Origin of the sequence: Variovorax sp. S12S4, assembly GCF_023195515.1 — a bacterium.
GTDB lineage: Bacteria > Pseudomonadota > Gammaproteobacteria > Burkholderiales > Burkholderiaceae_C > Variovorax.
This window is the reverse complement of sequence record NZ_JALPKR020000002.1, coordinates 4,295,580-4,320,374: the sequence shown is the minus strand read 5'-3', so window position 1 is coordinate 4,320,374 and position 24,795 is coordinate 4,295,580. Positions and strand designations below refer to the sequence as shown.

The 24,795-nt window shown below is 66.9% G+C and carries 21 protein-coding genes and 2 pseudogenes; 7 read left to right on the top strand and 16 right to left on the bottom strand.

All coding sequences use genetic code 11. The features are described from left to right. Nucleotides 1-147: 147 nt before the first annotated feature. From M0765_RS21280 to M0765_RS21260, 5 genes are all read right to left on the bottom strand, one after another. Nucleotides 148-1,134, bottom strand: coding sequence for a FecR domain-containing protein (locus M0765_RS21280; protein ID WP_258505784.1), 987 nt, complete (start codon nucleotides 1,132-1,134; stop codon nucleotides 148-150). 20 nt (nucleotides 1,135-1,154) lie between these two features. Continuing rightward, nucleotides 1,155-1,658 (bottom strand): sigma-70 family RNA polymerase sigma factor, encoded by a 504-nt coding sequence (locus M0765_RS21275; RefSeq protein ID WP_258505783.1) that lies wholly within the window; start codon nucleotides 1,656-1,658, stop codon nucleotides 1,155-1,157. A gap of 139 nt (nucleotides 1,659-1,797) precedes the next feature. Beyond that, nucleotides 1,798-3,585 carry an alkaline phosphatase D family protein gene (locus M0765_RS21270; RefSeq protein ID WP_258505782.1) on the bottom strand — a complete coding sequence of 596 codons (1,788 nt, stop codon included), beginning with the start codon at nucleotides 3,583-3,585 and terminating at the stop codon, nucleotides 1,798-1,800. Nucleotides 3,586-3,735: 150 nt separating this feature from the next. Beyond that, nucleotides 3,736-4,749 (bottom strand): Bug family tripartite tricarboxylate transporter substrate binding protein, encoded by a 1,014-nt coding sequence (locus tag M0765_RS21265; protein ID WP_258505781.1) that lies wholly within the window; start codon nucleotides 4,747-4,749, stop codon nucleotides 3,736-3,738. Continuing rightward, the gene (locus M0765_RS21260) at nucleotides 4,746-5,666 is read right to left on the bottom strand and encodes a LysR family transcriptional regulator (protein ID WP_258505780.1); all 921 of its coding nucleotides are present in this window, start codon (nucleotides 5,664-5,666) and stop codon (nucleotides 4,746-4,748) included. The genes M0765_RS21265 and M0765_RS21260 overlap by 4 nt, the downstream gene beginning before the upstream one ends. Nucleotides 5,667-5,785: 119 nt before the next feature. On the opposite strand from M0765_RS21260, the pseudogene M0765_RS29290 reads away from it, so the two are divergent. The 6 genes and pseudogenes from M0765_RS29290 (at nucleotide 5,786) to M0765_RS21235 (ending at nucleotide 11,667) form a co-directional block, all read left to right on the top strand. Further along, nucleotides 5,786-7,844: pseudogene (locus M0765_RS29290) on the top strand (tannase/feruloyl esterase family alpha/beta hydrolase). Beyond that, a complete protein-coding gene (locus M0765_RS29525; RefSeq protein ID WP_446751565.1) occupies nucleotides 7,757-8,545 on the top strand; it encodes a hypothetical protein in 789 nt (262 codons plus the stop codon). The pseudogene M0765_RS29290 and the gene M0765_RS29525 overlap by 88 nt, the downstream one beginning before the upstream one ends. Further along, a pseudogene (locus M0765_RS21250) lies at nucleotides 8,542-9,900 on the top strand (hypothetical protein); the annotation flags it as partial. The gene M0765_RS29525 and the pseudogene M0765_RS21250, both read left to right, overlap by 4 nt. A gap of 31 nt (nucleotides 9,901-9,931) precedes the next feature. Then, nucleotides 9,932-10,906 (top strand): tripartite tricarboxylate transporter substrate-binding protein, encoded by a 975-nt coding sequence (locus tag M0765_RS21245; protein WP_258505779.1) that lies wholly within the window; start codon nucleotides 9,932-9,934, stop codon nucleotides 10,904-10,906. 111 nt (nucleotides 10,907-11,017) lie between these two features. After that, nucleotides 11,018-11,224, top strand: coding sequence for a dodecin (locus tag M0765_RS21240; protein WP_258505777.1), 207 nt, complete (start codon nucleotides 11,018-11,020; stop codon nucleotides 11,222-11,224). An 11-nt stretch (nucleotides 11,225-11,235) separates the two neighbouring features. Next, nucleotides 11,236-11,667 (top strand): VOC family protein, encoded by a 432-nt coding sequence (locus tag M0765_RS21235; protein WP_258505775.1) that lies wholly within the window; start codon nucleotides 11,236-11,238, stop codon nucleotides 11,665-11,667. Nucleotides 11,668-11,686: 19 nt separating this feature from the next. Here M0765_RS21235 and M0765_RS21230 read toward each other — a convergent pair whose 3' ends face one another. Next, nucleotides 11,687-12,436 (bottom strand): TerC family protein, encoded by a 750-nt coding sequence (locus M0765_RS21230; RefSeq protein ID WP_258505774.1) that lies wholly within the window; start codon nucleotides 12,434-12,436, stop codon nucleotides 11,687-11,689. Nucleotides 12,437-12,611: 175 nt separating this feature from the next. Between M0765_RS21230 and M0765_RS21225 the strand changes: the two genes are divergently transcribed. Next, nucleotides 12,612-14,378 (top strand): tannase/feruloyl esterase family alpha/beta hydrolase, encoded by a 1,767-nt coding sequence (locus M0765_RS21225; RefSeq protein ID WP_258505773.1) that lies wholly within the window; start codon nucleotides 12,612-12,614, stop codon nucleotides 14,376-14,378. 9 nt (nucleotides 14,379-14,387) lie between these two features. On the opposite strand, the gene fba is transcribed toward M0765_RS21225, so the two are convergent. From fba to M0765_RS21175, 10 genes are all read right to left on the bottom strand, one after another. After that, entirely contained in the window at nucleotides 14,388-15,401 is a 1,014-nt protein-coding gene (fba, locus tag M0765_RS21220) for a class II fructose-bisphosphate aldolase (RefSeq protein WP_258505772.1), read from the bottom strand. A gap of 40 nt (nucleotides 15,402-15,441) precedes the next feature. Next, entirely contained in the window at nucleotides 15,442-17,475 is a 2,034-nt protein-coding gene (tkt, locus tag M0765_RS21215; protein ID WP_258505771.1) for a transketolase, read from the bottom strand. Between the two features lie 52 nt (nucleotides 17,476-17,527). Continuing rightward, nucleotides 17,528-18,406 carry a phosphoribulokinase gene (locus M0765_RS21210; protein ID WP_157613466.1) on the bottom strand — a complete coding sequence of 293 codons (879 nt, stop codon included), beginning with the start codon at nucleotides 18,404-18,406 and terminating at the stop codon, nucleotides 17,528-17,530. Between the two features lie 62 nt (nucleotides 18,407-18,468). Next, on the bottom strand, nucleotides 18,469-19,542 hold the full coding sequence (locus M0765_RS21205) for a class 1 fructose-bisphosphatase (protein WP_157613465.1): 1,074 nt from the start codon (nucleotides 19,540-19,542) through the stop codon (nucleotides 18,469-18,471). 21 nt (nucleotides 19,543-19,563) lie between these two features. Next, a complete protein-coding gene (locus tag M0765_RS21200) occupies nucleotides 19,564-20,292 on the bottom strand; it encodes an HAD-IA family hydrolase (protein WP_258505770.1) in 729 nt (242 codons plus the stop codon). Next, nucleotides 20,289-21,014 (bottom strand): ribulose-phosphate 3-epimerase, encoded by a 726-nt coding sequence (gene rpe, locus M0765_RS21195; RefSeq protein ID WP_258505769.1) that lies wholly within the window; start codon nucleotides 21,012-21,014, stop codon nucleotides 20,289-20,291. Before rpe ends, M0765_RS21200 begins: the two co-directional genes overlap by 4 nt. Before the next feature lies 1 nt (nucleotide 21,015). Then, entirely contained in the window at nucleotides 21,016-21,819 is an 804-nt protein-coding gene (locus M0765_RS21190) for an HAD-IA family hydrolase (RefSeq protein WP_258505768.1), read from the bottom strand. Beyond that, nucleotides 21,816-22,745 (bottom strand): CbbX protein, encoded by a 930-nt coding sequence (cbbX, locus tag M0765_RS21185; protein ID WP_258505766.1) that lies wholly within the window; start codon nucleotides 22,743-22,745, stop codon nucleotides 21,816-21,818. Before cbbX ends, M0765_RS21190 begins: the two co-directional genes overlap by 4 nt. Before the next feature lie 36 nt (nucleotides 22,746-22,781). Further along, nucleotides 22,782-23,201, bottom strand: a complete 420-nt coding sequence (locus M0765_RS21180; RefSeq protein WP_258505765.1) for a ribulose bisphosphate carboxylase small subunit — start codon at nucleotides 23,199-23,201, stop codon at nucleotides 22,782-22,784. Between the two features lie 35 nt (nucleotides 23,202-23,236). Then, entirely contained in the window at nucleotides 23,237-24,703 is a 1,467-nt protein-coding gene (locus tag M0765_RS21175; protein WP_258505764.1) for a form I ribulose bisphosphate carboxylase large subunit, read from the bottom strand. Nucleotides 24,704-24,795 lie beyond the last annotated feature (92 nt).

The window sequence follows — 24,795 nt, the reverse complement described above, 5'->3', positions numbered from 1 at the left end:
CTTGAATAGCTGTGAGGGTGGTGGCGCGCATCGGTGTCGACGCGTCATTCCCTCTCACACCGGACGAGACGGAAAAAGTGATCACCTCGGGATGAAAAATTTTTTGCGCGAGCGGTGTTGCCCCGCCGAAAAGCGCAGGCCCACCGGCTAACGCGGCGCCACCGTCACCCAATGCCGGGTCGTCTGCTCGATGCGCAGCGGCAGCGAGTGCGCCAGCAGCGCGAGTCCGGCATCGGTGTCGGCAAGAGAAACGGCACCCGACACCCGCAGATCAGCCACCGCGGGGTGGCAGCGCAAAACGCCGCTGCGATAGCGGCTCATTTCGGCGACGACATCCGCCAGCCGCATGTTTCTTGCGAGCAGCATGCCCTGCTCCCAGAGCGCGGCGCTGACCTCCACAGGAAGCTCCGCTCCGATGCGCCCGGCCTCGAAGTCGATCTGCTCGCCGGCACGCAGCACACGCGATGCACCTTGCACCGCCCGTATCTCCACGGCATCTTCGAACACCGCGACCCGGGTGGTGCCTTCGTCCAGGCGGCGCACGCTGAAGCGCGTGCCCATGGCACGCACAGTGCCCTGCGGCGTCTGTACCAGAAAGGGCCGATAGGTGGGCGAGGGATCGGCATGCGTGGTCACAAGAATCTCGCCGGCCTGCAGCCGGATACGTCTTTCCGCGGCGGTGAACACGATGTCCACGGCGCTGGCGGTGTTGAGCACCAGGCGCGAGCCGTCCGCCAGCGTCATCGACTTGCGCTCGCCCGTGGCCGTTGCGACGTCGGCGGTCCACTCGCGCCAGGGCATGTGCCGCCACGCCAGCCAGCCGGCCGGCGCCGCAACCAGCAACGCACCCAGCATGCCCATGCCGCGGCGGCGATTGGGCCGCTGCAAGGCGTGGAAAGCGTTCTTGCCGATGCCCGTCGGCACTTGCGCGAACACGCCCATCAGGGCCTCCGCCCGCGCCCAGGCCTCGGCATGTGCGGGGCTTTGCTGGCGCCAGCGGTCGAAGTTCGCCTGCGCCTCTTGTCCCGCCTGCGCGTTGTCGCCGTAGCGCAGCGTCATCATCCAGTCGGCGGCTTCGCTCAGGAGTGCGGGACTGGGGCTGGCCCCTGCCGTGGCCGGCTGCTGTCTGTTCATTGCACTGGGCCCGCTGCCGCTCACGCGACCGACATGCAGGCGACCAGCGCCTTGTGGATATGGCGTCGTACCGTGATCACGGGCATGGCCATGCGCTCGGAGATTTGCTGGAGCGTCAGTTCATCGAATTGAGCCAGCAGGAAGATCTGCCGCGTGCGGCCCGGAAGGCTGGCCAGCATCGCCTCGATGCGCACCAGCGATTCGATGATGAGCAGCCGCGCCTCGGGCGACGGCGCCTCGGGTTCAGGAAGATGCGCAATTGCTTCCAGGTAGGCCCGCTCCACCTCGCGCCGGCGCCAGTGGTCGGCCACCAGCCCTTTGGCCACGTGCGTGAGGAAGGCGCGCGGTTCATCGCCGAGGCTGGCGGTGCGCGATGACGCCATCAGCCGCACGAAGGTGTCATGGGCCAGGTCGGCCGCATCGCAGGCATCGCCCAGGCGGCGGCGCAGCCATCCCAGCAACCAGCCATGGTGGTCGCTGTAGAGAACTTCGATGGGTGGAACAAGAGGGCCGGCCGCGGACATGAAGCGAAATTCTGGAGAACCGACGTTGACGCAACGGATGAGAATCGTTCGCAATTGTATTGGCTATTTGGTTCACAAATGCCGCGAATCTCAGGCAGGCCGTGAAATGCGCCTGCCACCGCGTCGGCCCAACCCACCCTCAGGCCGCAAGCACCTGCAGGTTGCCGGTGCCCGGCAGCGCGCGCAGCGTGGCGGCCGTTCTTACCGAATAGTCGCGGCTCAGCACCGTGCTGATCTCGATGTATTCGCAGCGCGCTTCGCCGGGTGTCAGGGTCAGCACGGCATAGCCGCGCTTGCTGGTTTCGGCGTAGCGCAGGTCGTCCACCATGCGCAGGAAGCCGTCGGCCAGCAGGTCGTTGGCAATCAGCGGCACCGCCCGCTCGAAGCCGGGCGACGACACCGACGACGTTCCGAATTCCACCCCCACCCGCTGCCCCGAAACATCGGTGAGGTTGCCGGCCCAGGCGTTGTGCGTGTCGCCGGCCAGCGAGACGAGGTTCTTGCCCTGGTTGCGCGCCATGGCAAGCACGGTGTCGCGCGCGGCCGGGTAGCCGTCCCATGCGTCCATGTTGTAGGGCACCTTCTGCTGCGCGAGCAAGGCCCTCTGGCTGTCGCTGCGAGCAGCGTCCGGCAGCGCCTGCGCGGCCACATAGGCGCCCAGCGTCTCGGGGCTGAAGTCGGTCGCAATGCTCAGGGGAATGGCCATGCGCATCATCAGCACCTGCTGGCCCAGCACCTGCCAGGTACCGGCCGAGGCCGCCATGCGCGCGGAGAGCCAATCCACCTGCGGCTGACCCAGCAGTTGCCGCGTGGGGGCGGCCGCCTCGCCGGCCAGGTATTGGTCGAGCGTGAGCTGCCGCTCGCGGCCGATCAGCCGGGTGTCGAGCATGTGCAGCGAAGCCAGCGTGCCGAAGTCGAACGAGCGGTAGATCAGCAGCGGGTTGGCCGGGTCGGGCAGCCGCGTCGGCAGCCACTCGTGGTAGGCCTGCACGGCGGCCGCGCGCCGCGCCGCAAAGCTGCCCTCGCTCGATTCGTCGTGGTTGGCGGCGCCGCCCACCCATGCGTTGTCGGCCAGGTCATGGTCGTCCCAGACGGCAATCATGGGAAACCGCGCATGCAGCGCACGCAGGTCGCTGTCGGTGCGGTATTGCGCATGGCGCTCGCGGTAGTCCGCAAGCGTCAGGATCTCATGGTCGGGTGTCGATACGCGGTCGATGGCAATGGCCAACTGCGACGCATAGCCCACGCGGCCATATTCGTAGATGTAGTCGCCCAGGTGCAGCACCACGTCGATGTCGGTGCGCTTGGCAATGTCGGCATACACATTGAAGTAGCCGCTGGGAAAGTTGGAGCAGGACACCACCGCCAGCCGGGCCTGCGAAACACCGCCCACCGGCAGCGTCTTTGTGCGGCCGATGGGCGAGGCCTCGCTGCCCATCACGAAGCGGTAGAAATAGGTGCTGGCCGGCTGGAGCCCCGTGGCGTCCACCTTCACCGTGTAGTCGCGCTCGGGGCCGGTGCTCACCGTGCCGCGCGCAACAATCACGCCAAAACGCTCGTCGCTTGCAAGTTGCCATTCGACGTTCAGGGTGCCCGGTGCGGGCGCCGTCACCCGGGTCCACAGAATCACCCGGTCCGACAACGGGTCGCCGCTGGCAACGCCGTGCTTGAACACCGGGCCGGTGCTCACGGGCGGGCTGCCTCCGCCTCCGCCAATGCCCCCTCCTATGCCTCCGCCACCTCCCCCGCCTCCGCCTCCGCAACCTGTCAGGCTCACCCCGCTGGCCGAGAACATCGCAAACAGTACGGCGTTGCGTATGAGCGAGCGTCGGGTGGTGCCCGTCAGGGCTTGCTGGGGATCTGTGCCGCCGCCGTCATCGCCGGTCTGGCTTGCCTCGTCGTTCTTCTTCTCGTTCTGCGTGCGCATGGCTGTCTCCTGATCCGCCGAGGACGAGACGCACCGCACGCCTCAGTCTCCTTTCGACGTCGGCGCCATTGAAGGTGAAGACTTTGGTTTCCAGCGTAGGTTTGTACCTATGCGCGTGTCAGCCGGAAGCCAACCGAAAATGCCGTGCGGCTAGTCGAACTGCGACCGGTCTCCGGACACCAGCTCGCGGTTGCGCCGGCGGTCGACGGCAATCTCCTGCGCAAGGTCTTCGATGGCGCCGCCCACCGGCAGGTTGTACGCACCACGCAGCCGCGCGCGCACGGTGTCGCTGCGCAGCACCCGGTTGATCTGCGCATTGAGCCGCTGCAGCACCGCCGGGGGCGTGCGGGCCGGCGCGAAGATGCCGAAGAGCGAATCGCGATTGGCCCGCTCGTAGCCCAGTTCGGCAAGCGTCGGCACCGCGGGCAAGGCCTCGATGCGCGCGGCTGAACCCACCGCGAGCGCCTGCAGCCGCCCTTCGCCTATGTACTGCAGCTGCTGCGCGGCAACGTTGGTCGACAGCACCTCGAACTGCCCGCCGAGTGCATCGTTGAGCTGCGGGCCGCCGCCCGCGTAGGGAATGTGCGTGATGGCGGTGCGGCTTTGCATGCGCACCTGCGCAAGCACCATGTGGCCGATGGTGGCCACGCCTGACGTGGCCCACCGCACCGCGCCGGGCTGGCTGCGCGCAAGCGCAATCAGCTCCTGGAAGCCGCGGCCCGCAAAGGCCGGCGTGCCGACCACGAGCACGGGCGTGCGCATCACGCTTGCCACCGGGGCAAAGGCGCGCAACGGGTCGTAGGGCACGCGGGCAACCAGCGGATGCAACGTGATCGGGCTGATGGCCGAAAACGCGAGCGTGCAGCCGTCGGGCATGGCACGCGCCAGCGCATCCATGCCGATGCTGCCGCCCGCGCCGGCACGGTTTTCGACGAGCACCGGAACGCCGAGCGATTGGGCCAGCGGCTCGGCCAGCACGCGGGCCATGCCGTCGCTCACGCCGCCCGGCGGGTAGACCACGATCAAGCGAATCGGCCTGTTCGGCCATTGAGTCGAAGGCGAAGGCGATGGCGCAGCCCGCAGCAACTGCGGCACGGCGCAGGCGGCGGCAAGCGCAATGCCGGTGTCACGCACCAGCCGGCGGCGGCGCGGCGAAAAACTCATGAGCCGGGGTTCTCGCTCGCATGCCTGCGCAGCAGCGCGGCAAAGTGCTGGGCGGGCAGGTTGTCTTCTTCCACGCGCGAGACCAGCGTGAGCGGTGCGTCGAGCTGGCCGCCGTCGGCGAGCCGGGTGTAGGCAATGGCATGCGCATGCACACCCGTCATCGAGGCCGGCACCACCGACAGGCCGACGCCCGCGGCGACGAGATTCAGGTTGGTCATCATGCGGTCCACCTCGGCCACCACGCGCGGCCGCAGGCCTTTGGCATGGCACATGGCCAGCAACTCGGCGTAGAGGCCCGGCGCGCCCGGACGGCGCACGAGGATGATGCCTTCCTCGCACAGCTTCGCAAGCGGCAGCGGCCGCGAGGCCTTGCTGCGCGCGAGGGCAAAGCGGTGATCGCTGGGCATTGCCACCAGCACAGGTTCGCGCAGCAGCGTTTCGAAGCGCAGGCCTTCGGGCCGCGCCACCGGCACGCGCAGCAGGCCGCAGTGCAGGCGGCCGGCGTCGAGCGCCTCGGTGAGTTCGGCCGCGTTGTCCTCGCGCAGCTGCAGCTCCACGTCCGGATGCGCGCGGCGAAAAGCACGCAACGCCTCGGGCACGAAGCGGTGCGCCGCGGCCGAGCTGGTGAAGCCGACCGCCAGCGTGCCGGCCTGCCCTTTGGCCACGCGCGCCATGCGCTGCTTCATGGCCGCCATGTCCTGCAGCATGCGCAGCGCCTCCACCTGGAACAGCCGGCCCGCATCGGTGAGCGCCACGCCGCGCGGATGCCGCCGGAACAACAGCACCCCCAACTCGCGTTCGAGCGCCTTGATGGCCTGGCTCAACGGCGGCTGCTGAATGCCCAGCTGTTCGGCGGCCCGCGTCATGTGGCCGGTCTCGGCGACGGCCACGAAGTAGCGAAGCGGTCTTATCTCCATATTTTTTTGATATCGGAAGTGCCTCTTTATTTTATTTGACCCTAGGTCACCGTGCACCTATCGTCCAGCCGCTCATTCAAAAAAGCGGCCCATCGAGGCCGCATTCCGGAGACAAGTCCATGCGCAACTCGCGCCTTTCTGCACTGCCTGATGCGCCCTTTCGCGCCTGCCGTTCGTTCGTTGCCGCTATTGGTATTTCGCTGGTTCTTGCCGCCTGCGGTGGTGGCGGCGGTGGTGGCAGCGCCGGTGCCGGGTTCTTTCCCATCGGATCGCCCGCGCCGCCGTCGCCGCCGTCCCATGGCGGCGCGCCCGACACCGATCCACCCGACAACCCGCCGCCCCCGCCCTTGCAGCCGGTGGTCGCTTGCGCGGATCTCGCCGGCAAGAGCCTGCCCGCCTCGCTCATCAGCCTGCCCACCCAGGGCGCAACCGTGACCAGCGCCGTGCCGGTGGCGGCAAGCGACGCCGGCAACCGGCTCGGTGACTACTGCCGCGTGCGCGGCACCATCCAGCCGATGGACCCTGCTTCGCAGGCCATCAACTTCGCGGTCAACCTGCCCGAAAAGTGGAACCGCAAGACCATTCACTTCGGCGGCGGCGGCTTCGACGGCGTGCTGATCGACGGCACCGAGGTCATCCGCTTCGGCCCCGCCGGCAAGCCCGCGCCGCTTGCGCTGGGGTATGCAACCTACGGCGACGATTCAGGCCACCAGTCCAGCAGCATCACCGACGGGCGCTTTGCCGCCAACGACGAGCAGCTTGCCAACTACGGCGGCAATTCGCTCAAGAAAACGCGCGACGTGGCGCAGGCGCTGGTGCTCGCGCGCTACGGCATCGAGCCCGCCTACGCCTACTTTCTGGGCACCTCCACCGGCGGGCGCGATGCGCTCAGCTACATCCAGCGCTGGCCGCAGGACTACGACGGCGTGATCGCCAACGAGCCCGCGCTCAACTACACCGGCACGCGGCTGTCGAACGTAGCGGTGGGCCGCGCGCTCTACAGCAACGGCGGCGCCGGCTGGATGAACGTGGCCAAGACGCTGCTGGTGCAGAAGGCGGCAATGCAGGCCTGCGACAAGCTCGACGGCGCGGCAGACAACATCGTGAGCAACGTGGAAAGCTGCCGGCTGCTGAACACGCAGATCCTTGCGTCGCTGCGCTGCAGCGGCGGCACGGACAACGGCGATACCTGCCTTTCGGACGCGCAGCTTGCCACCGTGCGCACCATCGAATCGCCGCTCGAGTTCAGCACCTACTCGCTGGCCAACGGCGTAAAGCGCGCAGGCGGCTACAACATCCTCGAAGGCACCTTGGTGGCGGGCCCCTTCACCACGCGCGACCTGGGCACGCGCAAGGTGCCGGGCAATCCCGCCACGTCGGCCGACGCCAACATGTATGTCACGGGCGACCAGTGGGTGAAGTACTTCGTCACACGCATCGACACCTTCGATTCGCTGGGCTTCGACCCGCTGGACCCCGGCAGCTATGCCTCGCGCGTGAGCGAGGTGTCGGCGCTGACCGATGCCACCAACCCGAACCTCGCGCCCTTCTTCGCGCGGCGGCCGGGTCATCATGCTGCACGGCCTGGCCGACGAGGTGATCAGCCCCAACTCGACCATCGACTACTACAAGCAGCTCATCGCCACCGTGGGCCAAGCTGCGGTGGACGAGCACGTGCGCTTCTATACCGTGCCGGGCATGGGCCATGGCACGGGCAGCTTCATTCCGAATTGGGACTCGCTTGCGGCGCTCGAGGGCTGGGTGGAGGCGGGCCTGGCACCTGCCACAGGCGTAGCCGTCGATGCGGTGGCAGGCACTTACGGCCGCACGCGCCCGCTGTGCCAGTTTCCGGCATGGCCCAAGTACCGCGGCAGCGGCAGCCTCGATGCGGCAGTCAACTACAGCTGCGTGACCGAGGTCGGCGATCCGCTGGCCTGCCCCAACCTGCCGGCCACCCCTGCCAGCTACAAGGGCGGCAACAGCTTCGGCGAAGAACTGCGCGTCGACATCGATCCTGCCACCATGGCCTACACCGTGACCATCGACGCCAGCGTGCAGCGCGCGGCCGGCACCCAGCGCAGCGGCTCCTGGTGGCGCAAGGCAGCTGCAGCTATGCGAGCGGCGAGAGCGCGGCTGTCTTCAGCTTTGCGCCCGGCGGCGTGCTGCTGGGCGGAGTGAACGCGCCGAGCGGCGGCGGCTTTGCACCGCTCGTCGCCTTCCAGAACACCTTCGAGAACACGGCCGCACCGGCGGTGTTCAACCCGGTGGCCAACATCTTCAACGCGGTCGGCGTGCAACAGGGCACCGGCGCCGCGGTGGCGCATGCCTCATCGGTGCGGCTGCGCAATGCGGGCACTTTCCAGTATTGCCGCGATGCGGTGACGGGCGGGTTCATGACCTACGACGCCACATGCACGCAGACGGAGAAGGGCTACATCACCTACAACACCGCGCGCGGAGCCTTCGACCTGCGCACCACCTCGCCGACCGGCGGGGCCGTGACCACCGGCGGCACGCTCACCGGGTCGATGGTGATCGGGCTCGTGAACGGTGCCGCGGTGCCGCTGCACCTGGTGCGCGAGTCGAGCGCCAATGCCGGCCTGCGGATGTTCGGCCTGCAGCAGACGCTGACGCCCGGCACGGCGGACGGCAGCTACGCCATGGCCGCCGTGACGGGCCAGAACCGCGAAGCCACCGTGGCGGGCAGCAGCTTCAACCTGGGCGGCACCTCTGCATCGCTCAGCTACGACACGCCTGTGCTCGGCGCGGTGCAGGCCGACGCGGGCCGGCCGGGCAATTTCATCTTCAACAGCGGCGTCCTCGGATTCGCTTCCACGGCAGGAGCGAACGCGGCGCTGGAACTCGGAGTACGACATTGAAAAAACAACTTTCCACGCTGGCCGCTTTCGCGCTGCTGGGCACCGCGCTGCCGCTCTCCGCGCAAGCGGCCTCGCCCGCATCCAAGCAGGCACCTGCATCAACGCCCTGCCCCGCACCCGTGCCTGAGGCCGCACGCTGCTACACAGGCGAAGACGGCAACGGTTCTTTCTACTGGATCGCGATTCCGAAAGACTGGAACCGCGGCGTGCTCGTGATGCATGCGCACGGCGGCCCGGAGACGGGGCCGCCCAAGCTCGAGCGCAGCCAGGAAGACCTGAAGCGATGGGCGATCACCGTGAAGGCCGGCTACGCCTGGGCCGGCTCCACCTACCGGCGCGGCGGCTACGGCGTGACGATGGCGGCGGAAGACACCGAGCGGCTGCGCCAGATTTTCGTGCGCCATTTCGGCCAGCCACAGCGCACGCTGCTGCATGGCCAGAGCTACGGCGCGGGCGTCGCGGCAAAGGCGGCCGAGCTCTATGCGCCTGTGGGCGGTGCAAAGTCGCCCTACGACGGCCTTCTGCTCACCAGCGGCGTGCTCGGCGGCGGCAACAGCGCCTATGACTTCCGGCTCGACCTGCGCGTGGTGTACCAGTACGTGTGCCGCAACCATCCGCGTGCCGATGAGCCGCAATACCCGCTGTGGATGGGCCTGCCCGCCGATTCAAAACTCACGCGGCCCGAGCTGGCCGCGCGCGTCAAGGACTGCACCGGGGTCGGCATGCCCGCCGCGCAGCGCACGCCTGAGCAGGCCGCGCGGCTCAAGACCATTCTCTCGGTCGTGAAGATCGAGGAGCGCTCGCTGCTGGGCCACCTGAACTGGGCCACCTGGCTGTTCCAGGACCTGGTGCAAAAGCGCCTCGGTGGCCGCAATCCGTTCGGCAACATCGGCGTCGTCTACCAGGGCTCGGCCGACGATGCGGCGCTCAATGCGGGCGTGCTGCGCTACGCCGCCGATCCGCAGGCCAAGGGCGCCCTGGCGGCCGACAGCCAGCCGACCGGTCGCACCGCGCTGCCCACGCTGGCGCTGCATGCCATCGACGACCCGACCGCTTTCGTCGAACTCGAGAACGCCTACCGCCGCATTCGCGACGCGGCCGGCACCGGCGGCCAGCTGGTGCAGAGCTTCAGCGCGGAGCGCGAGCACAGCTACCTGAGCGATTCGGAATACCCCGCGCTCTTCACCGCCCTGCTCGACTGGATCGACAAGGGCGAAAAGCCCACGCCGCAAAGCCTTGCGCAGCGCTGCGCATCGCTGGCGCCGCGCTACGACACCGACGGCAAGAACGGCTGCCACATCAAGCCCGATTGGCAGCCGCCCGCGCTCGAGAGCCGCGTGCCGGCGCGAGCCCCTGATTTCCATTTTTTACTTGACGGAGACTTCCATGAAAAAACTGTTCGCCCTTGCGGCGCTGGCCTTGGCCATGGGTGCGCATGCCCAAGACTTTCCCGCCGGAAAGCCGGTGACCATCGTCGTGCCCTTTGCAGCCGGCGGCCCCACCGACCGCGTGGCGCGCGACCTGGCCGAAGCACTGCGCAAGCCCCTGGGCGGTGTGAGCGTGATCATCGACAACGTGCCCGGTGCCGGCAGCTCCATCGGCGCGGCCAAGGTGGCACGCGCCAAGCCCGACGGCTACACCCTGCTGCTGAACCACATCGCAATGGCCACCGTGCCGACGCTGGTGCGCAACCTGCCGTTCAAGGTCGAGAGCGATTTCGAGTACCTGGGCATCGTCAACGACGTGCCGATGACGCTCATCTCCAAACCCGCCATCGAAGCCGCCAACTACAAGGAACTGACCGCCTGGATTGCGGCCAACAAAGGCAAGATCAACATCGGCAACGCGGGCGTGGGCTCGGCCTCGCACCTGTGCGGCCTGCTCTACCAGAGCGCCACCAAGACCGACATGACGCCCGTGCCCTACAAGGGCACCGCACCGGCCATTACCGACCTGATCGGCGGGCAGATCGATCTGTTGTGCGACCAGACCACCAACACTTCGCCGCAGATCGAGGCCAAGAAGGTCAAGGCCTACGCGGTCACCACGCCCAAGCGGCTGACAACGCCGCTGCTGAAAGACCTGCCCACGCTCGACGAATCGGGCCTGAAGAACTTCCAGGTCACCATCTGGCATGGCCTGTATGCCCCCAAGGGCACGCCCGCACCGGTGCTGAAAAAGCTCAACGAAGCCATGAAGGCCGCATTGCGCGATGCCGACTTCATCAAGCGCGAAGAAGCGCTGGGCGCAGTGGTGGCCACCGACGGGCGCATCGAACCTGAAGGCCACCGGAAGTTCGTGGCGGACGAAATCGCCAAGTGGACGCCCATCATCAAGGCGGCCGGCGTGTACGCAGACTGATTGGGCCTCGCGCGCCAAAGAAGATTCGCGCATGTCGAAACAACGACTGCTTCGTTTGCCCTTGCAGCCGGCGATGACTACGATGTTTCCACCACTACCAGGAGCAGAGACATGTCGAATCACGTTTACAAGTCGCTGGAGCTCACCGGCTCGTCCCCTGTCAGCATCGAGGAAGCGGTGCAGACCGCCATCACCAAGGCGCACCAGACGGTGCGCAACATCCAGTGGTTTACCGTGACCGAGACGCGCGGCCACGTGGTGGACGGCAAGATCGCGCACTGGCAGGTCACGCTGAAGATCGGCTTCACGCTGGAGTAGCGAGGCGGTCCATGCAACCAAGAGTCACCGTCATCACCCTGGGGGTCGAAGACCTGGAAAGAGCCGTGGCGTTCTACCGCGACGGGCTGGGACTTTCCACTGCCGGCATCATCGGCAAGGAGTTCGAGAACGGCGCCGTCGCCTTCTTCGACCTGCAGCACGGGCTCAGGCTCGCGCTGTGGCCGCGCTCGAGCATTGCGGCCGATACCGGCCTTCCGCTGCGGGCAGGCGGGCCACTCGAATTCACCCTCGGGCACAACGTGCTGTCCAAGGCCGAAGTCGATGCTGTGATGCAGCAAGCCGCAAAGGCCGGCGCCGCCGTGGTGAAAGCGGCGGCCGACACTTTCTATGGCGGCTACGCCGGCTATTTCACCGACCCCGACGGCCACCTGTGGGAGGCCGTCTACAACCCCCAGTTGCTGCCCGAAGCGGGAACAGACTAGGCCCCGGGCGCTTGCGCCTTCAGTCGCCGGGCATGTGCGGCGGATGCAGTTCCACCGCCTTGTCCGACTTCTTGCGCAGCCTGATGTTGAGCATTTCCACGACCAGCGAGAAGGCCATTGCGAAGTACACGTAGCCCTTGGGCACGTGGTGCCCGAAACCTTCCGCGACGAGAACCACGCCCACCACCACCAGGAAGGACAGCGCCAGCATCTTGATGGTGGGGTGGTTCGATACGAAGCGGCCGATGGGGCTGGCGAACAGCATCATGAGCAGCACGGACACGATCACCGCGGCGATCATCACCCGCACGTCGTCCACCATGCCCACCGCGGTAATGATGGAGTCGAGCGAGAACACCAGGTCGATGATCATGATCTGCAGGATGACCGCTGCAAAAGTGGCCTTCACCGCGCTCGATTTCTGCTCGTGCCCGCCCTCCAGCGACTGGTGAACCTCGCTCGTGCTTTTCCAGATCAGGAACAGCCCGCCCAGGATCAGGATCAGGTCGCGCCCCGAAATGCCCTTGCCCAGCACCGAGAAAAGCGGGTTGACCAGGCCCACGATCCACGCAAGCACCAGCAGCAGCCCGATGCGCATGAACATGGCCATGAACAGCCCCACCCGCCGTGCGAACTCGCGCCTTTCGGGCGGCAGTTTGTCGACCAGGATGGAGATGAAGATGATGTTGTCGATGCCCAGCACGAGCTCGAGCGCGGTCAAGGTGGCAAAGGCAATCCAGACCTGGGGATCCGTCAGGAGTTCAAGCATCGGGGTTCTTTCGCCGCGGCAGCGCCGCCAAGAAGGTTGGGAATGTCCTGAAGTCTGCCATGCCCGATTTCCCCGCAAGGGTTTGCCCTATTTTTTAGTTATCAAACAAAACTATATTGATTACGTGAAATAACTTTATTGATGAGCCGGGCCGCCCCGGCGAAAGGAGACAGCGATGGTTCAATCCGTGTTCTCTTCGTACCGCCCGGCATGGGCGGCTCTTGCCGCGGCGTCCCTGCTGGCGGCCTGCGGCGGAGGTGGTGGCGGGGGCGGCGGGGGTGGCTTTCCGTTCGTTCCGCCGGCGCCCTCTCCCGGCGGCCCCGCCCCTTCGCAAGCGCGCCCGGGCACGCTTCAGTCGTGCACCGATCTCGCCGGCAAGGCGGCGTTCGGCAGCACCGTGTACACCAGCGTGACTTCAGTGGCCGCGGGCGCGCTCACCGTGGCCGGCGCGAGCACGCCCGCGCCGGAGCACTGCCTCGTGCAGGGCCAGATGAACCAGCGCACCAGCAGCGTCGACGGCAAGACCTACGCCATCGGCTTCGAGATGCGCCTGCCGGTCAACTGGAACGGCCGGTTCTTCTACCAGGCCAACGGCGGGCTCGACGGCAACGTGGCGCGGGCCACGGGCAGCGTGGGCGGCGGTGCGCCCACCACCACGGCGCTGCACATGGGGTTTGCGGTCATCAGTTCCGACGCGGGGCACTCGGGCGCGCAGATACCGACCTTCGGCATCGACCCGCAGGCGCGGCTGGACTACGGCTACAACGCCGTTGCGCAGCTCACGCCCATGGCCAAGAACCTCATCGCCAAGGCCTACGGCCGCGAAGCCGACCGCTCCTACTTCGGAGGCTGCTCGAATGGCGGCCGCCACGCGATGGTGGCCGCGGCAAGGTTTGCCGGCCAGTACGACGGCATCCTGGCCGGCAACCCCGGCTTCAACCTGCCGAAGGCCGCGGTGGCCCAGCTTTACGGGGTACAGCAATACGCCCGGGTCACCACCGCCAACACACCGGCCGGCAAGCCCGACCTCCAGACCGCCTTCACGCCCGCGGAAATGAGCACCGTGGCCGAGGCGGTGCTTGCGCGCTGCGATGCGCTGGACGGCGCGGCCGACGGCATCGTTGCGGATGTGCAGGCGTGCAAGCAGGCCTTCAACCTCGCCAACGACGTGCCCTCGTGCAGCGGCGCGCGCACCGGCAGCTGCCTCACGGCCACGCAGAAGGACGTGCTCGGCAACATCTTTGCCGGCGCGCGAAACAGCGCGGCCACCGCGCTCTACAGCAGCTTTCCGTTCGACGCCGGCATCAAGGGGGCCGACTGGCGCCAGTGGGAGTTCTCCAACTCGCAGAACCTCGACACCGCCGCGCTCGGCTTCGTCTTCAGCACGCCGCCGCTGGCGCCGAGCCGCCCCTTCGGGATCGATTTCGCGCTCGGGTTCAGCATGGACGCCGACGCGCCGACCATCTTCGCGAGCAATGCGGTCTACACCGAATCGGCAATGTCGTTCATGACGCCGCCCGACCCCGCCAACCTGGCGGCGCTTCGCGATCGCGGCAGCAAGCTCATGGTCTATCACGGCACCAGCGATGCGGTGTTTTCGTCGGACGACACCACCCGCTGGTACGAGCAACTGCGCGCGGCCAACGGCGGCGACGCGTCGGGCTTTGCGCGCTTCTTTCCCGTGCCCGGCATGAACCATTGCGGCGGCGGTCCGGCCACGGACCAGTTCGACATGCTGACGCCGCTGGTAGCGTGGGTCGAACAGGGCAAGGCACCGGCCACCGTGATCGCCAGGGCTCGCGGAGCGGGCGCCAATGTGGTCAACGCCGAGCTGCCCGCCAGCTGGTCGCCCACCCGCACGCGGCCACTGTGCCCTTACCCGAAGACCGCGGTCTACCTGGGCGGTCCCCTCGAATCGGCCTCGAGCTTCGCCTGCCAGTAGGCAGCAACGCTACAGTGCCGCCGGCCTGATCCTGCTCGCCATGCCGGCGGTACCGAAGGCCTGGAACCGGTCGATGCACAGGTCGCGCGCGGCCGCGGTCGCTTCTTTCAGGAACTTGCGCGGATCGAATTCGCTGCGGTCGCTGCCCATGGCCCGGCGCATGGCGCCCGTCATGGCCAGGCGGATGTCGGTGTCGATGTTGACCTTGCGCACGCCGTGGCGAATGCCTTCCTGTATTTCTTCCACCGGCACGCCGTAGGTTTCCTTGATCTCGCCGCCGTATTCGCGGATCACGGCCAGCCATTCCTGCGGCACCGAAGAAGAGCCGTGCATCACCAGGTGCGTCTTCGGAATGCGCGCGTGAATGTCCTTGATGCGGTCGATTGCAAGAATGTCGCCGGTAGGCTTGCGGCTGAACTTGTAGGCGCCGTGCGAGGTGCCGATGGCAATGGCCAATGCATCCACGCCGGTGCGCGACACGAAGTCGGCCGCCTGCTGCGGGTCGGTCAGCAGCTGGTCGTGCGAGAGCACGCCCTCGGCGCCGCTGCCGTCTTCCTCGCCCGCCATGCCTGACTCGAGCGACCCCAGGCAGCCCAGCTCGCCCTCCACCGAGACGCCGACCGCATGCGCCATTTCGACCACGCGGCGAGTCACGCCCACGTTGTAGTCGTAGCTTGCCGGGGTCTTGGCGTCTTCCATCAGCGAGCCGTCCATCATCACGCTGGTAAAGCCCGAACGAATGGCCTGCATGCACATCGAAGGGCTGGCGCCATGGTCCTGGTGCATCACGATGGGGATCTCCGGGTACATCTCCACCGCCGCCTCGACCATCTTGCGCAGGAAAGGCTCGCCGGCGTATTTGCGCGCACCGGCCGAGGCCTGCAGGATGACCGGGCTGTCGGTCTTTTTCGCGGCCTGCATGATGGCCTGGATCTGCTCCAGGTTGTTGACGTTGAACGCCGGCACGCCGTACTGGTGCTCGGCCGCGTGGTCGAGCAACTGACGCAGCGAAATCATGGCCATGGAAAGCTCCTGTGGATGTGGGGAATGCAAATGGATGAGGTCAGCGGCGGTCGTCCTGCAGGGCCTCGGCGGCCAGCAGGCGGCGCGCACGCTCGGCCACCACCTCCGCGGTCAGGCCGAACAGCTTGAACAGTTCGTCGGCCGGGGCCGATTCGCCGAAGCGGTCGAGCCCGACCACGTCGCCGTATTCGCCGACAAACTTCCACCACAGGCCGGTGCTGCCGGCCTCCACCGCCAAGCGCGGCAGGTGGCGCGGAATGACCGCATGGCGCCACGCGGCGTCCTGGCGCTCGAACACGTCCATGCACGGCACCGAGACCACGCGGGCCTCGATGCCCTCCTTTGCCAGCAACGCCGCGGCGGCCAGCGCAACGCCGACCTCGGAGCCGCTTGCCAGCAAGGCCACGCATTCCGATTGCGGACGCCGCAGCACGTAGGCGCCGCGCGCAATCGATTCGATGCGCGCGCTATCTTCACCCGCATGCGGCAGCGCCTGGCGCGTGAGCAGCAGGCAGCTCGGCCCGTCTATGCGGCGCAGCGCCTCACGCCAGGCCACCGCGGTTTCGGTCGCATCGGCAGGCCGCCAGACATCGACATCGGGAATCAGCCGCAGGCTCGATGCATGCTCCACGGGTTGGTGGGTCGGGCCGTCTTCGCCGAGGCCGATGGAGTCGTGCGTGAAAACATAGACGACCGGCAGCTTCATCAGCGCCGACATGCGCACGCCGTTGCGCGCGTAGTCGGAAAAAGTCAGAAACGTGCCGCCGAACGGACGAAAGCCGCCGTGCAGCGCAAGCCCGTTCATGATGGCCGCCATGCCGAACTCGCGCACGCCGTAGTGCACATGGTTGCCTGTGCCCGTGCCCTTGAGCGCGCGGTGGCCCTTCCAGTCGGTGAGGTTCGATCCGGTCAGGTCGGCCGAGCCGCCGATCAGCTCGGGCATGGTGGGGCCGACCTCGTCGAGCACCTGCTGCGAGGCCTTGCGCGTGGCGACCGATGCCTTGCGCTGTTCCGCGCCCGCGGCGGCCGAAGCCAACGCGTCTTCGACCTGCGCGGTGAGCGGCGCATCGGTGCGATGGCGCCGCAGCAGCTCGCGCGCAAGCACCGGGTGCTCGTGCGCATAGGCCGCAAAGCGCTCTTGCCACGCCTGGTGCAATGCGGCGCCCTTCTCGCGTGCCGACCAGGCCTGGGCAACCGCAGGCGGTACCTCGAAGGGCGCGGCGCTCCAGCCGAGCGCTTCCCGCGTCAGCGCTATTTCTGCATCGCCCAATGCTTCGCCATGCGCCTTGGCCGTGCCGGCGCGGTTCGGCGAGCCCTGGCCGATGCGCGTCTTGCAGCACACCAGCACCGGCCGGTCCGCCTCAACGGCCTTGGCAATGGCCGCATCGAGCGCCGCGGCGTCATGGCCGTCGACATTGCGCAGCACGGTCCAGCCATAGGCTTCGAAGCGGCCCGGCGTGTCGTCGCTGAACCAGCCGCCCACCTCGCCGTCGATCGAGATGCCGTTGTCGTCGTAAAAAACCACCAGCTTGCTGAGCCGCCATGTGCCAGCGAGCGAGCACGCCTCGTGGCTGATGCCCTCCATCAGGCAGCCGTCGCCCAGAAACACGTATGTGCGGTGGTCGATCACCTCATGCCCGGGCCGGTTGAATTCTTCTGCCAGCAGCTTCTCGGCCAGCGCCATTCCCACCGCGTTGCTGATGCCCTGCCCCAGCGGCCCTGTGGTGGTTTCCACGCCGGGCGTCAAGCCAAACTCCGGGTGCCCCGGCGTGCGCGAATGCAACTGCCGAAAGCGCCGAAGCTCGTCCATCGGCAGCGCATAGCCGCTCAGGTGCAGCAGCGCATAGAGCAGCATCGAGCCGTGGCCGTTGGAAACGACGAATCGGTCGCGGTTCATCCAGCGCGGGTCGGCCGGGTCGTGCCGCAGCCGGTGGCGCCACAGGGCCTCCGCGATGTCGGCCATGCCCATCGGCATGCCGGGGTGGCCCGAATTGGCGGCTTGCACGGCGTCCATGGCCAGCGCGCGAATCGCGTTGGCGCACTGCGTGCGCAAGGCAAGGTTTTCAATCGTCATGCCGAAGATCCTGTTGATGGTGTTGTGCGGTGTGCAGGGAGTGCGCGGCGCGTCAGATCGCATAGGCCTTCTTGCGGCGCTCCATCAGGCGCAGGATCATCGGCGTGAAGATCAGCTGCATGGCCAGTTCCATCTTTCCGCCCGGCACCACCAGCGTGTTGGCGCGCGACATGAACGAGTCGTGCAGCATGCTCAGCAAGTATGGAAAGTCGAAGCCGATCGGGTTGGCGAAGCGGATCACCACCAGGCTTTCGTCCGGGCTTGGAATGGTGCGCGCAATGAACGGGTCGGAGGTGTCCACCACCGGCACGCGCTGAAAGTTGATGTGCGTGCGCGTGAACTGCGGGCAGATGTAGTGCACATACTCGTTCATGCGCCTGAGGATCACGTCGGTCACGGCCTCCGTCGAATAGCCGCGCGTGTTCTTGTCGCGGTGCAGCTTCTGGATCCACTCCAGGTTGATGACCGGCACCACGCCGATCAGCAGGTCGACATGGCGCGCAATGTCGACCTTCTCCGTCGTCACGCCGCCGTGCAGGCCTTCGTAGAACAGCAGTTCGCTGGCGGGCAGCGTTTCCCACTCGGTGAAGGTGCCGGGCTCCTGCTTGAAGGGCGCTGCTTCCTGTGCGTCGTGCAGGTACTTGCGGCTGCGGCCGGCGCCGCATTCGCCGTAGTCGCGAAACAGCGCCTCCAGTTCCGCGAACAGGTTCGCGTCTTCGCCAAAGTGGCTGAAGTTGCGGTTGCCCGCGGCCTCGGCTTCGGCCATGGCCACCTTCATCGAATTGCGGTCGTAGCGGTGAAAGCTGTCGCCTTCCACAATGGCCGCCTTGACGCTCTCGCGCCGAAAGATGTTCTCGAAGGTTCGCGTGACGGACGTGGTGCCCGCGCCGGACGAGCCGGTAATGGCAACGATGGGATGTTTGGCTGACATGGTGGCCTTGGAGAGATAAAAAAAGCTGTGGTGCAACCGCTTTGCAATCGATTCGCAACCGCTCAGGCCGCGGTCGCAAAGAGTCCGCGCTTGCCGAAGAGCGGCGCCTGGTAGGTGTCCTGCGGGTCTTCGCTGTGGTAGGCCTCCACGCGCGCCACTTCTTCCGACGAGCCAAAGACGAAACCGATGCGCTGGTGAATCGACTCCGGCTCCACCGCCATCAACCGCCGCCTTCCGGTGCTGGCCATGCCGCCGGCCTGCTCGATCAAGAATGAAATGGGGTTGGCCTCGTACAGCAGCCGCAGGCGCCCGTCGCGGCCCGATTCCTTGCTGTCGCGCGGGTACATGAAGACGCCGCCGCGCATCAGGATGCGATGCGTCTCGGCCACCAGCGAGGCGATCCACCGCATGTTGAAGTCGATGCCGCGCGGCCCCTCCTTGCCGGCCAGGCATTCATCGACATAGCGCTTCACCGCCGGCTCCCAGAAGCGGCTGTTCGATGCGTTGATTGCAAACTCGCTGGTTTGCCGCGGAATGCTCAGGTTCGGGTGGCTCAGCACCCATTCGCCCAGTTGCGGATCGAGCGTGAACGCATGCGTGCCGTTGCCCAGCGTGAGCACCAGCATGGTCGAAGGGCCGTAGATCGCATAACCGGCGCCCACCTGTTCCGTGCCCGGCTGCAAAAAGTCTTCGGGCTTCGCATCGGCGTCGAGCGTCGGCGCGCGCAGTATCGAGAAGATGCTGCCCACCGCCACGTTCACATCGATGTTCGAAGACCCATCCAGCGGATCGAACAGCAGCAGGTACTTGCCGCGCGGGTACTGCTGCGGCGGAAGGTAAGGCTCTTCCATTTCTTCGGACACCATGCCCGCCACATGGCCGCCCCACTCGTTGGCGCGCAGGAACATGTCGTTGCTCAGTACGTCGAGCGTCTTCTGCTCTTCGCCCTGCACGTTCTGCGTGCTGGCGCTGCCCAGCACATCGCCCAGCGCACCGAGCGCCACCTTGCGCGAGATTGCCTTGCAGGCCAGCGAGACGTCGGTGATGAGCGCGTTGAGCGCGCCCGTGGCACCGGGGTGGCGGCGGCGCTCCTCGATGATGTACTGGGTCAGCGTGGCCTTGCCTGCAATGGGCATGATCGTCTCCTGTTGGATTTTTCAAACTCTGGTCGTTGCCGTCGTCGTCGCTTCTTCATCGCGGCGCACGGGGTGCGACTCGCGCACCGTCAGCAGCAGCTGCTGCGGCGTGGCAACGCGCCAAGCCGGCGCCGCGCCGGCCGCTGCCGCATGGCCGCCATAGCCCCATGCCACCAGCGCCGCCGGACAGCCGGCCGCATGCGCAGCCAGCAGGTCGGCCGGACCGTCGCCCACCATCAGCAGCCGCGCGGGTTCCACACCCAACTGGTGCGCCGCAGCCTGCAACAGGAAAGGCGCGGGCTTGCGCTGCGCCGCGGCGTCGGCGCCATAGACCCCCGCCATCGCCGGCAGCAGACCCGCTGCATCCAGCACGGCGCGTGCCAGCGGCGTCGGCTTGTTGGTCACCACCACCATCGGCAGCGTGCGGCGCAGCCTGGCGACCAGTTCCGCAATGCCTTCGAACACGCCGCCGAACTGCAATGGCGCCGCCAGCGTGACGGCATCGAACGCGCGGCGCAGCCGCAGGCGCAGTGCCTCGTCGCCCGGCACGCCTTGCCGGCGCAGGGCCTGCACGATGAGCGCGTCGGGGCCGTCGCCGATCCACGCGCGCACGGTGTCCAGGTCGAAGCGGGCCAGTCCTTCCTGTTGAAGCGCGGCATTCAGCGCCTCGCGAATGTCGGGCGCACTGTCGACCAGGGTGCCGTCCAGGTCGAAGGCGATGGCGTCGATGCCGCGCAGGTCTTTCGTCATGCGGGACACCCTTCCACGGCATGCCGTCCCTGCAGTGCCTGGGCGCGGATTGCGTCGATGGCTTCGCGGTAGCGTCCGCCGCTGAAGACCGCGGAGCCAGCCACCAGCGTGTCGGCGCCCGCCGCGCCGATGCGCGCCGCGTTGCCGGGCTTCACGCCGCCATCCACCTCTAGCCAGATGTCGCGCCCGCTCGCATCGATGCGGCGGCGCACCGCCTCGATCTTCAGCAGCACGCTCTCGATGAAGCTCTGCCCGCCGAAGCCGGGGTTTACCGACATCAGCAGCACCAGGTCGAGCTGGTCCAGCACATGGTCGAGCACCTGCAGCGGCGTCGCGGGGTTGAGCACCAGCCCGGCCTTGCACCCGCTGGCCGTGATGAGGCGGATCGTCCGGTCGATGTGCTCGGTGGCTTCGGGGTGAAAAGAGATGATCGAGGCGCCCGCCTCCGCGAACATGGGGATCAGCGCATCGACCGGCTTGACCATCAGGTGCACGTCGATCGGCACCGTTGCGTAGGGCTTGATGGCCTCGCACACCAGCGGTCCGATTGTCAGATTCGGTACATAGTGGTTGTCCATGACATCGAAATGGATCAGGTCGGCGCCGCCCTCGATGACCGCCGACACCTCTTCGCCGAGCCGCGCGAAATTGGCGGACAGCAGGCTGGGTGCGATGCGCATCGGCTGGCCGGACCGGGGCGGAGCGGTTTTCGGGTTCTGCATGTCAACAGCCCTCCCGGTAGAGCGCCTGCACCGCATTGAGCTGCGGCGCCGTGGAGGCCATGGCCAGCAGTTCCTCGATTTCCAGCCATGGCGCACGCTGGAGCTGGCCGCCAGGTTCGCCGGGCAGCGGATCGGTGGTGTCTCCCAGCCCGGGCAGCACCAGCCCCGCGCCGCGAAAGTCGCTGCCTTCGGTCCAGAAGGTGGGCGTGACCAGCGTCCAGAGGCCGGCCCCAAGGGCGGAGCGCAAGCCATTGGGCGAGTCTTCGATGGCGATGGCGCGCTCGGGCGGCACGCCCAGCGTGTCGAGCGCCAGCAGGTATATGTCGGAAGCCGGCTTCTTTGCGCGCACCTGGTCGCCGCAGGCAATCACGTCGAACATCGTGAGGCCGCGCGAACCCAGCGTGGCCTGCAGCAACGCGTCGATGTTGACGGCGGTGGTGGTGCTGGCAATGGCCAGCCGCAAGCCGGCGTTCTGGGCCTCTTCAAGAAAGCGCAGCACGCCGGGGCGCAGCGCAATGCCGCCGCGGCGCGCAATGTCGGTGTAGTGCTGTGTCTTGGCGGCGTGGATCTCGGGCACGCGTTCGTGCAGGCGCTTTTTCTCGGCTGTGCCCAGGGGCAGCGAGTCGATATAGGCCTTCATGCGCTCCTTGCCGCCCGTCACCGCCAGCAGCGAGCGGTACTCCGCCTGCTCCCAGTGCCAGCCGAGCCCCAGCTGGTCGAACGCGAGATTGAAGGCCATCCGGTGCACTTCCTCGGTGTCGGCCAGGGTGCCGTCCACGTCGAATACAAGGGCTTCGATGCTCATTTGCTTGCTCCTTCTGCCGGCGTTGAACTGGCCGGCGGGTTGAAGACGCGGCTGGCCAGAATGTCTTGCGCCTGGAGCGTGCAAAGCTGCTCGCGCGTCAGGGCCTGCTCGCTGCCGAAGAGGCGCGTGGCATGGCGCAGCCGGATGCGGTCGAGCGCATTGCGGATCGATCGCGCATTGGCAAAGTGCGGCTGGCTGCGCCTGAGGCTCACGTAGCGCCCAAAGGTGGAGGCCGCGCCGTCATCAAAGCTGTAGTTCAGCCGCCCCAGCATGAGCTGCGCAATCTGCATGAGCTCGGCTTCGCTGTAGTCCGGAAAATCGATGTGGTGCGCAATGCGCGAAGCCATGCCCGGGTTGCTGCTGAAGAAGGTCTCCATGCGGTCCTTGTAGCCCGCAAGAATCACCACCAGGTCGTCGCGCTGGTTCTCCATCACCTGCAGCAGAATCTCGATCGACTCCTGCCCGTAGTCGCGCTCGTTCTCGGGCCGGTACAGGTAGTAGGCCTCGTCGATGAACAGCACGCCGCCCATGGCCTTCTTGATCACTTCCTTGGTCTTGGGCGCCGTGTGGCCGATGAACTGGCCCACCAGGTCGTCGCGCGTCACCGCCACCAGATGGCCCTTGCGCACGTATCCCAACTGCTTGAGCACCTCGGCCATGCGCATGGCCACCGTGGTCTTGCCGGTGCCCGGGTTGCCGGTGAACGACATGTGCAATGAAGGCGGCTGCGACTGCAGCCCCTGCTCCTGGCGCAGCTTGTCGATCAGGAGCAGCGCCGCAATGTCGCGGATGCGGCCCTTCACCGGCGCCAGGCCGATCAGCTCGGCATCGAGCTGATCGAGCAGCGCCTTCACGCCCGACGACTCGAAGAGCTGCTTCGGCGCGGTGGCGACGGCCGGGGTGACGGGAGTTTCGGTGGCGTCCATGCGTGCCTCTGGCAATGCGCGTGCGGCGGGGTTCGATCAGTACCGGCTGCCTTCGGGCCGCGCCTGCACCGCATAGCTTTCGATGCTGTAGCGGATCGTGCGGCCCGGCTCCTCCGAGCGAATGAGGCGAAAGCCCGGCTCATTGGACGGCCGGTTGACGATGAACGACATCACGACCGACTCGGTGCCGTGCGTCGAATCGAACGCCGTCACGCGGATGTACTGCTGCGGAAAAGTCTTGCGGCAGGCCGCGAGCTCGAGCATGACGCCGGCCGCATCCTTGATGTCGAACATGGGGTTGCCGAACATCTCCCAGAAGGTGTTGCGCGGGTGCGGGTCGTCGGTGTATTCGAGGCCGATGGCCCAGCCCTTGTCCAGGCAATACTCGACCTGGCGGCTGATCTGCTCGTTGCTCAGGTCGGGCAAGAAGGAAAAAGTGCCTTGTGTGATTCGCATGTCGGTTGCTCCAGGAAAAAGGTGAACGGGCGGCCTCAGGCCATCGACGGCGTGGGCACGTAGTCCGACGTGTCGGTGGAGGCGTAGTTGAAGGAGATCTCGCCCCAGGTGTCGAGCGCGGCCGCCAGCGGGGTGCACCACTTGGCCGCGTCGCGCAATATTTGCGGGCCCTCGTTGGCAATGTCGCGCCCTTCGTTGCGGGCCAGCACCATGGCTTCGAGCGCCACCCGGTTGGCCGTGGCCCCGGCCTGGATGCCCTGCGGATGCCCGATGGTTCCGCCGCCGAACTGCAGCACCACGTCGTCGCCGAACAGGTCGAGCAGCTGGTGCATCTGGCCCGCGTGAATGCCGCCTGAAGCCACCGGCATCACCTTGCGCAGCGCGCCCCAGTCCTGGTCGAAGTAGATGCCGCGCGGCAAATCGACCTTGGTGTGGGTGTCGCGGCACACGTTGTAGTAGCCCTGCACGGTCATCGGGTCGCCCTCGAGCTTGCCCACGGCCGTGCCCGCATGGATGTGGTCCACGCCCGCAAGGCGCATCCACTTGGCAATGACGCGAAAGCTCACGCCGTGGTTCTTCTGGCGCGTGTAGGTGCCATGGCCCGCGCGGTGCAGGTGCAGGATCATGTCGTTCTGCCTGCACCAGTGGCTCATCGACTGGATGGCCGTGTAGCCGACCACCAGGTCGATCATCACGATCACCGAGCCGAGCTCCTTGGCAAACTGCGCGCGGCGGTACATCTCTTCCATGGTGCCGGCGGTGACGTTCAGGTAGCTGCCTTTCACCTCGCCGGTGGCGGCGCTGGCCTTGTTGACCGCATCCATCACGAAGAGGAAGCGGTCGCGCCAGTGCATGAACGGCTGCGAGTTGATGTTCTCGTCGTCCTTCATGAAGTCCAACCCACCGCGCAGGCCCTCATACACCACGCGGCCGTAGTTGCGGCCCGAGAGGCCCAGCTTGGGCTTGGTGGTGGCGCCCAGCAAGGGCCGGCCGAACTTGTCGAGCCGCTCGCGCTCCACGACGATGCCCGTCGGCGGGCCGGCAAAGGTCTTGACGTAGGCCACCGGAAACTTCATGTCCTCCAGCCGCGCCGCCTTCAGCGGCTTGAAGCTGAAGACGTTGCCGATGATGGAGGCGGTCACGTTGGTGATGGAGCCCTCTTCGAACAGCGAGAGGTCATAGGCCACGTAGCAGAAATACTGGCCGGGGTTGTTGGGCACCGGCTCCACCTTGTAGGCCTTGGCGCGGTACATGTCGCACGCGGTGAGGCGGTCGGTCCACACCACCGTCCAGGTGGCGGTGGACGATTCGCCGGCCACGGCCGCGGCGGCTTCGATGGCGTCCACGCCGTCTTGCGGGGTGATGCGAAACAGCGCGAGGATGTCGGAGTCCTTGGGCACGTAGTCGCCGTCCCAGTAGCCCATTTGCGCGTACTTCAGCACACCGGCCGAATAGCGCTTCTTGGCGTCGGTGATCTGGATTGCTTCGTTCATGTTGCCCATGGAGTGCCTCTCGAAAAGAAGTGGTTTGGTGCTGTCTGGTGAAGTGAATGTAGGCCGCGTGAAAGATTAAGAAAAATTAAATCTTTTGACAT

Bases quoted from the DNA above. Each gene is read 5' to 3' on its own strand.
- M0765_RS21280 (WP_258505784.1), bottom strand. From the start codon at position 1,134: ATGAACAGACAGCAGCCGGCCACGGCAGGGGCCAGCCCCAGTCCCGCA.
- M0765_RS21275 (WP_258505783.1), bottom strand. From the start codon at position 1,658: ATGTCCGCGGCCGGCCCTCTTGTTCCACCCATCGAAGTTCTCTACAGC.
- M0765_RS21270 (WP_258505782.1), bottom strand. From the start codon at position 3,585: ATGCGCACGCAGAACGAGAAGAAGAACGACGAGGCAAGCCAGACCGGC.
- M0765_RS21265 (WP_258505781.1), bottom strand. From the start codon at position 4,749: ATGAGTTTTTCGCCGCGCCGCCGCCGGCTGGTGCGTGACACCGGCATT.
- M0765_RS21260 (WP_258505780.1), bottom strand. From the start codon at position 5,666: ATGGAGATAAGACCGCTTCGCTACTTCGTGGCCGTCGCCGAGACCGGC.
- M0765_RS21245 (WP_258505779.1), top strand. From the start codon at position 9,932: ATGAAAAAACTGTTCGCCCTTGCGGCGCTGGCCTTGGCCATGGGTGCG.
- M0765_RS21240 (WP_258505777.1), top strand. From the start codon at position 11,018: ATGTCGAATCACGTTTACAAGTCGCTGGAGCTCACCGGCTCGTCCCCT.
- M0765_RS21235 (WP_258505775.1), top strand. From the start codon at position 11,236: ATGCAACCAAGAGTCACCGTCATCACCCTGGGGGTCGAAGACCTGGAA.
- M0765_RS21230 (WP_258505774.1), bottom strand. From the start codon at position 12,436: ATGCTTGAACTCCTGACGGATCCCCAGGTCTGGATTGCCTTTGCCACC.
- M0765_RS21225 (WP_258505773.1), top strand. From the start codon at position 12,612: ATGGTTCAATCCGTGTTCTCTTCGTACCGCCCGGCATGGGCGGCTCTT.
- fba (WP_258505772.1), bottom strand. From the start codon at position 15,401: ATGGCCATGATTTCGCTGCGTCAGTTGCTCGACCACGCGGCCGAGCAC.
- tkt (WP_258505771.1), bottom strand. From the start codon at position 17,475: ATGACGATTGAAAACCTTGCCTTGCGCACGCAGTGCGCCAACGCGATT.
- M0765_RS21210 (WP_157613466.1), bottom strand. From the start codon at position 18,406: ATGTCAGCCAAACATCCCATCGTTGCCATTACCGGCTCGTCCGGCGCG.
- M0765_RS21205 (WP_157613465.1), bottom strand. From the start codon at position 19,542: ATGCCCATTGCAGGCAAGGCCACGCTGACCCAGTACATCATCGAGGAG.
- M0765_RS21200 (WP_258505770.1), bottom strand. From the start codon at position 20,292: ATGACGAAAGACCTGCGCGGCATCGACGCCATCGCCTTCGACCTGGAC.
- rpe (WP_258505769.1), bottom strand. From the start codon at position 21,014: ATGCAGAACCCGAAAACCGCTCCGCCCCGGTCCGGCCAGCCGATGCGC.
- M0765_RS21190 (WP_258505768.1), bottom strand. From the start codon at position 21,819: ATGAGCATCGAAGCCCTTGTATTCGACGTGGACGGCACCCTGGCCGAC.
- cbbX (WP_258505766.1), bottom strand. From the start codon at position 22,745: ATGGACGCCACCGAAACTCCCGTCACCCCGGCCGTCGCCACCGCGCCG.
- M0765_RS21180 (WP_258505765.1), bottom strand. From the start codon at position 23,201: ATGCGAATCACACAAGGCACTTTTTCCTTCTTGCCCGACCTGAGCAAC.
- M0765_RS21175 (WP_258505764.1), bottom strand. From the start codon at position 24,703: ATGGGCAACATGAACGAAGCAATCCAGATCACCGACGCCAAGAAGCGC.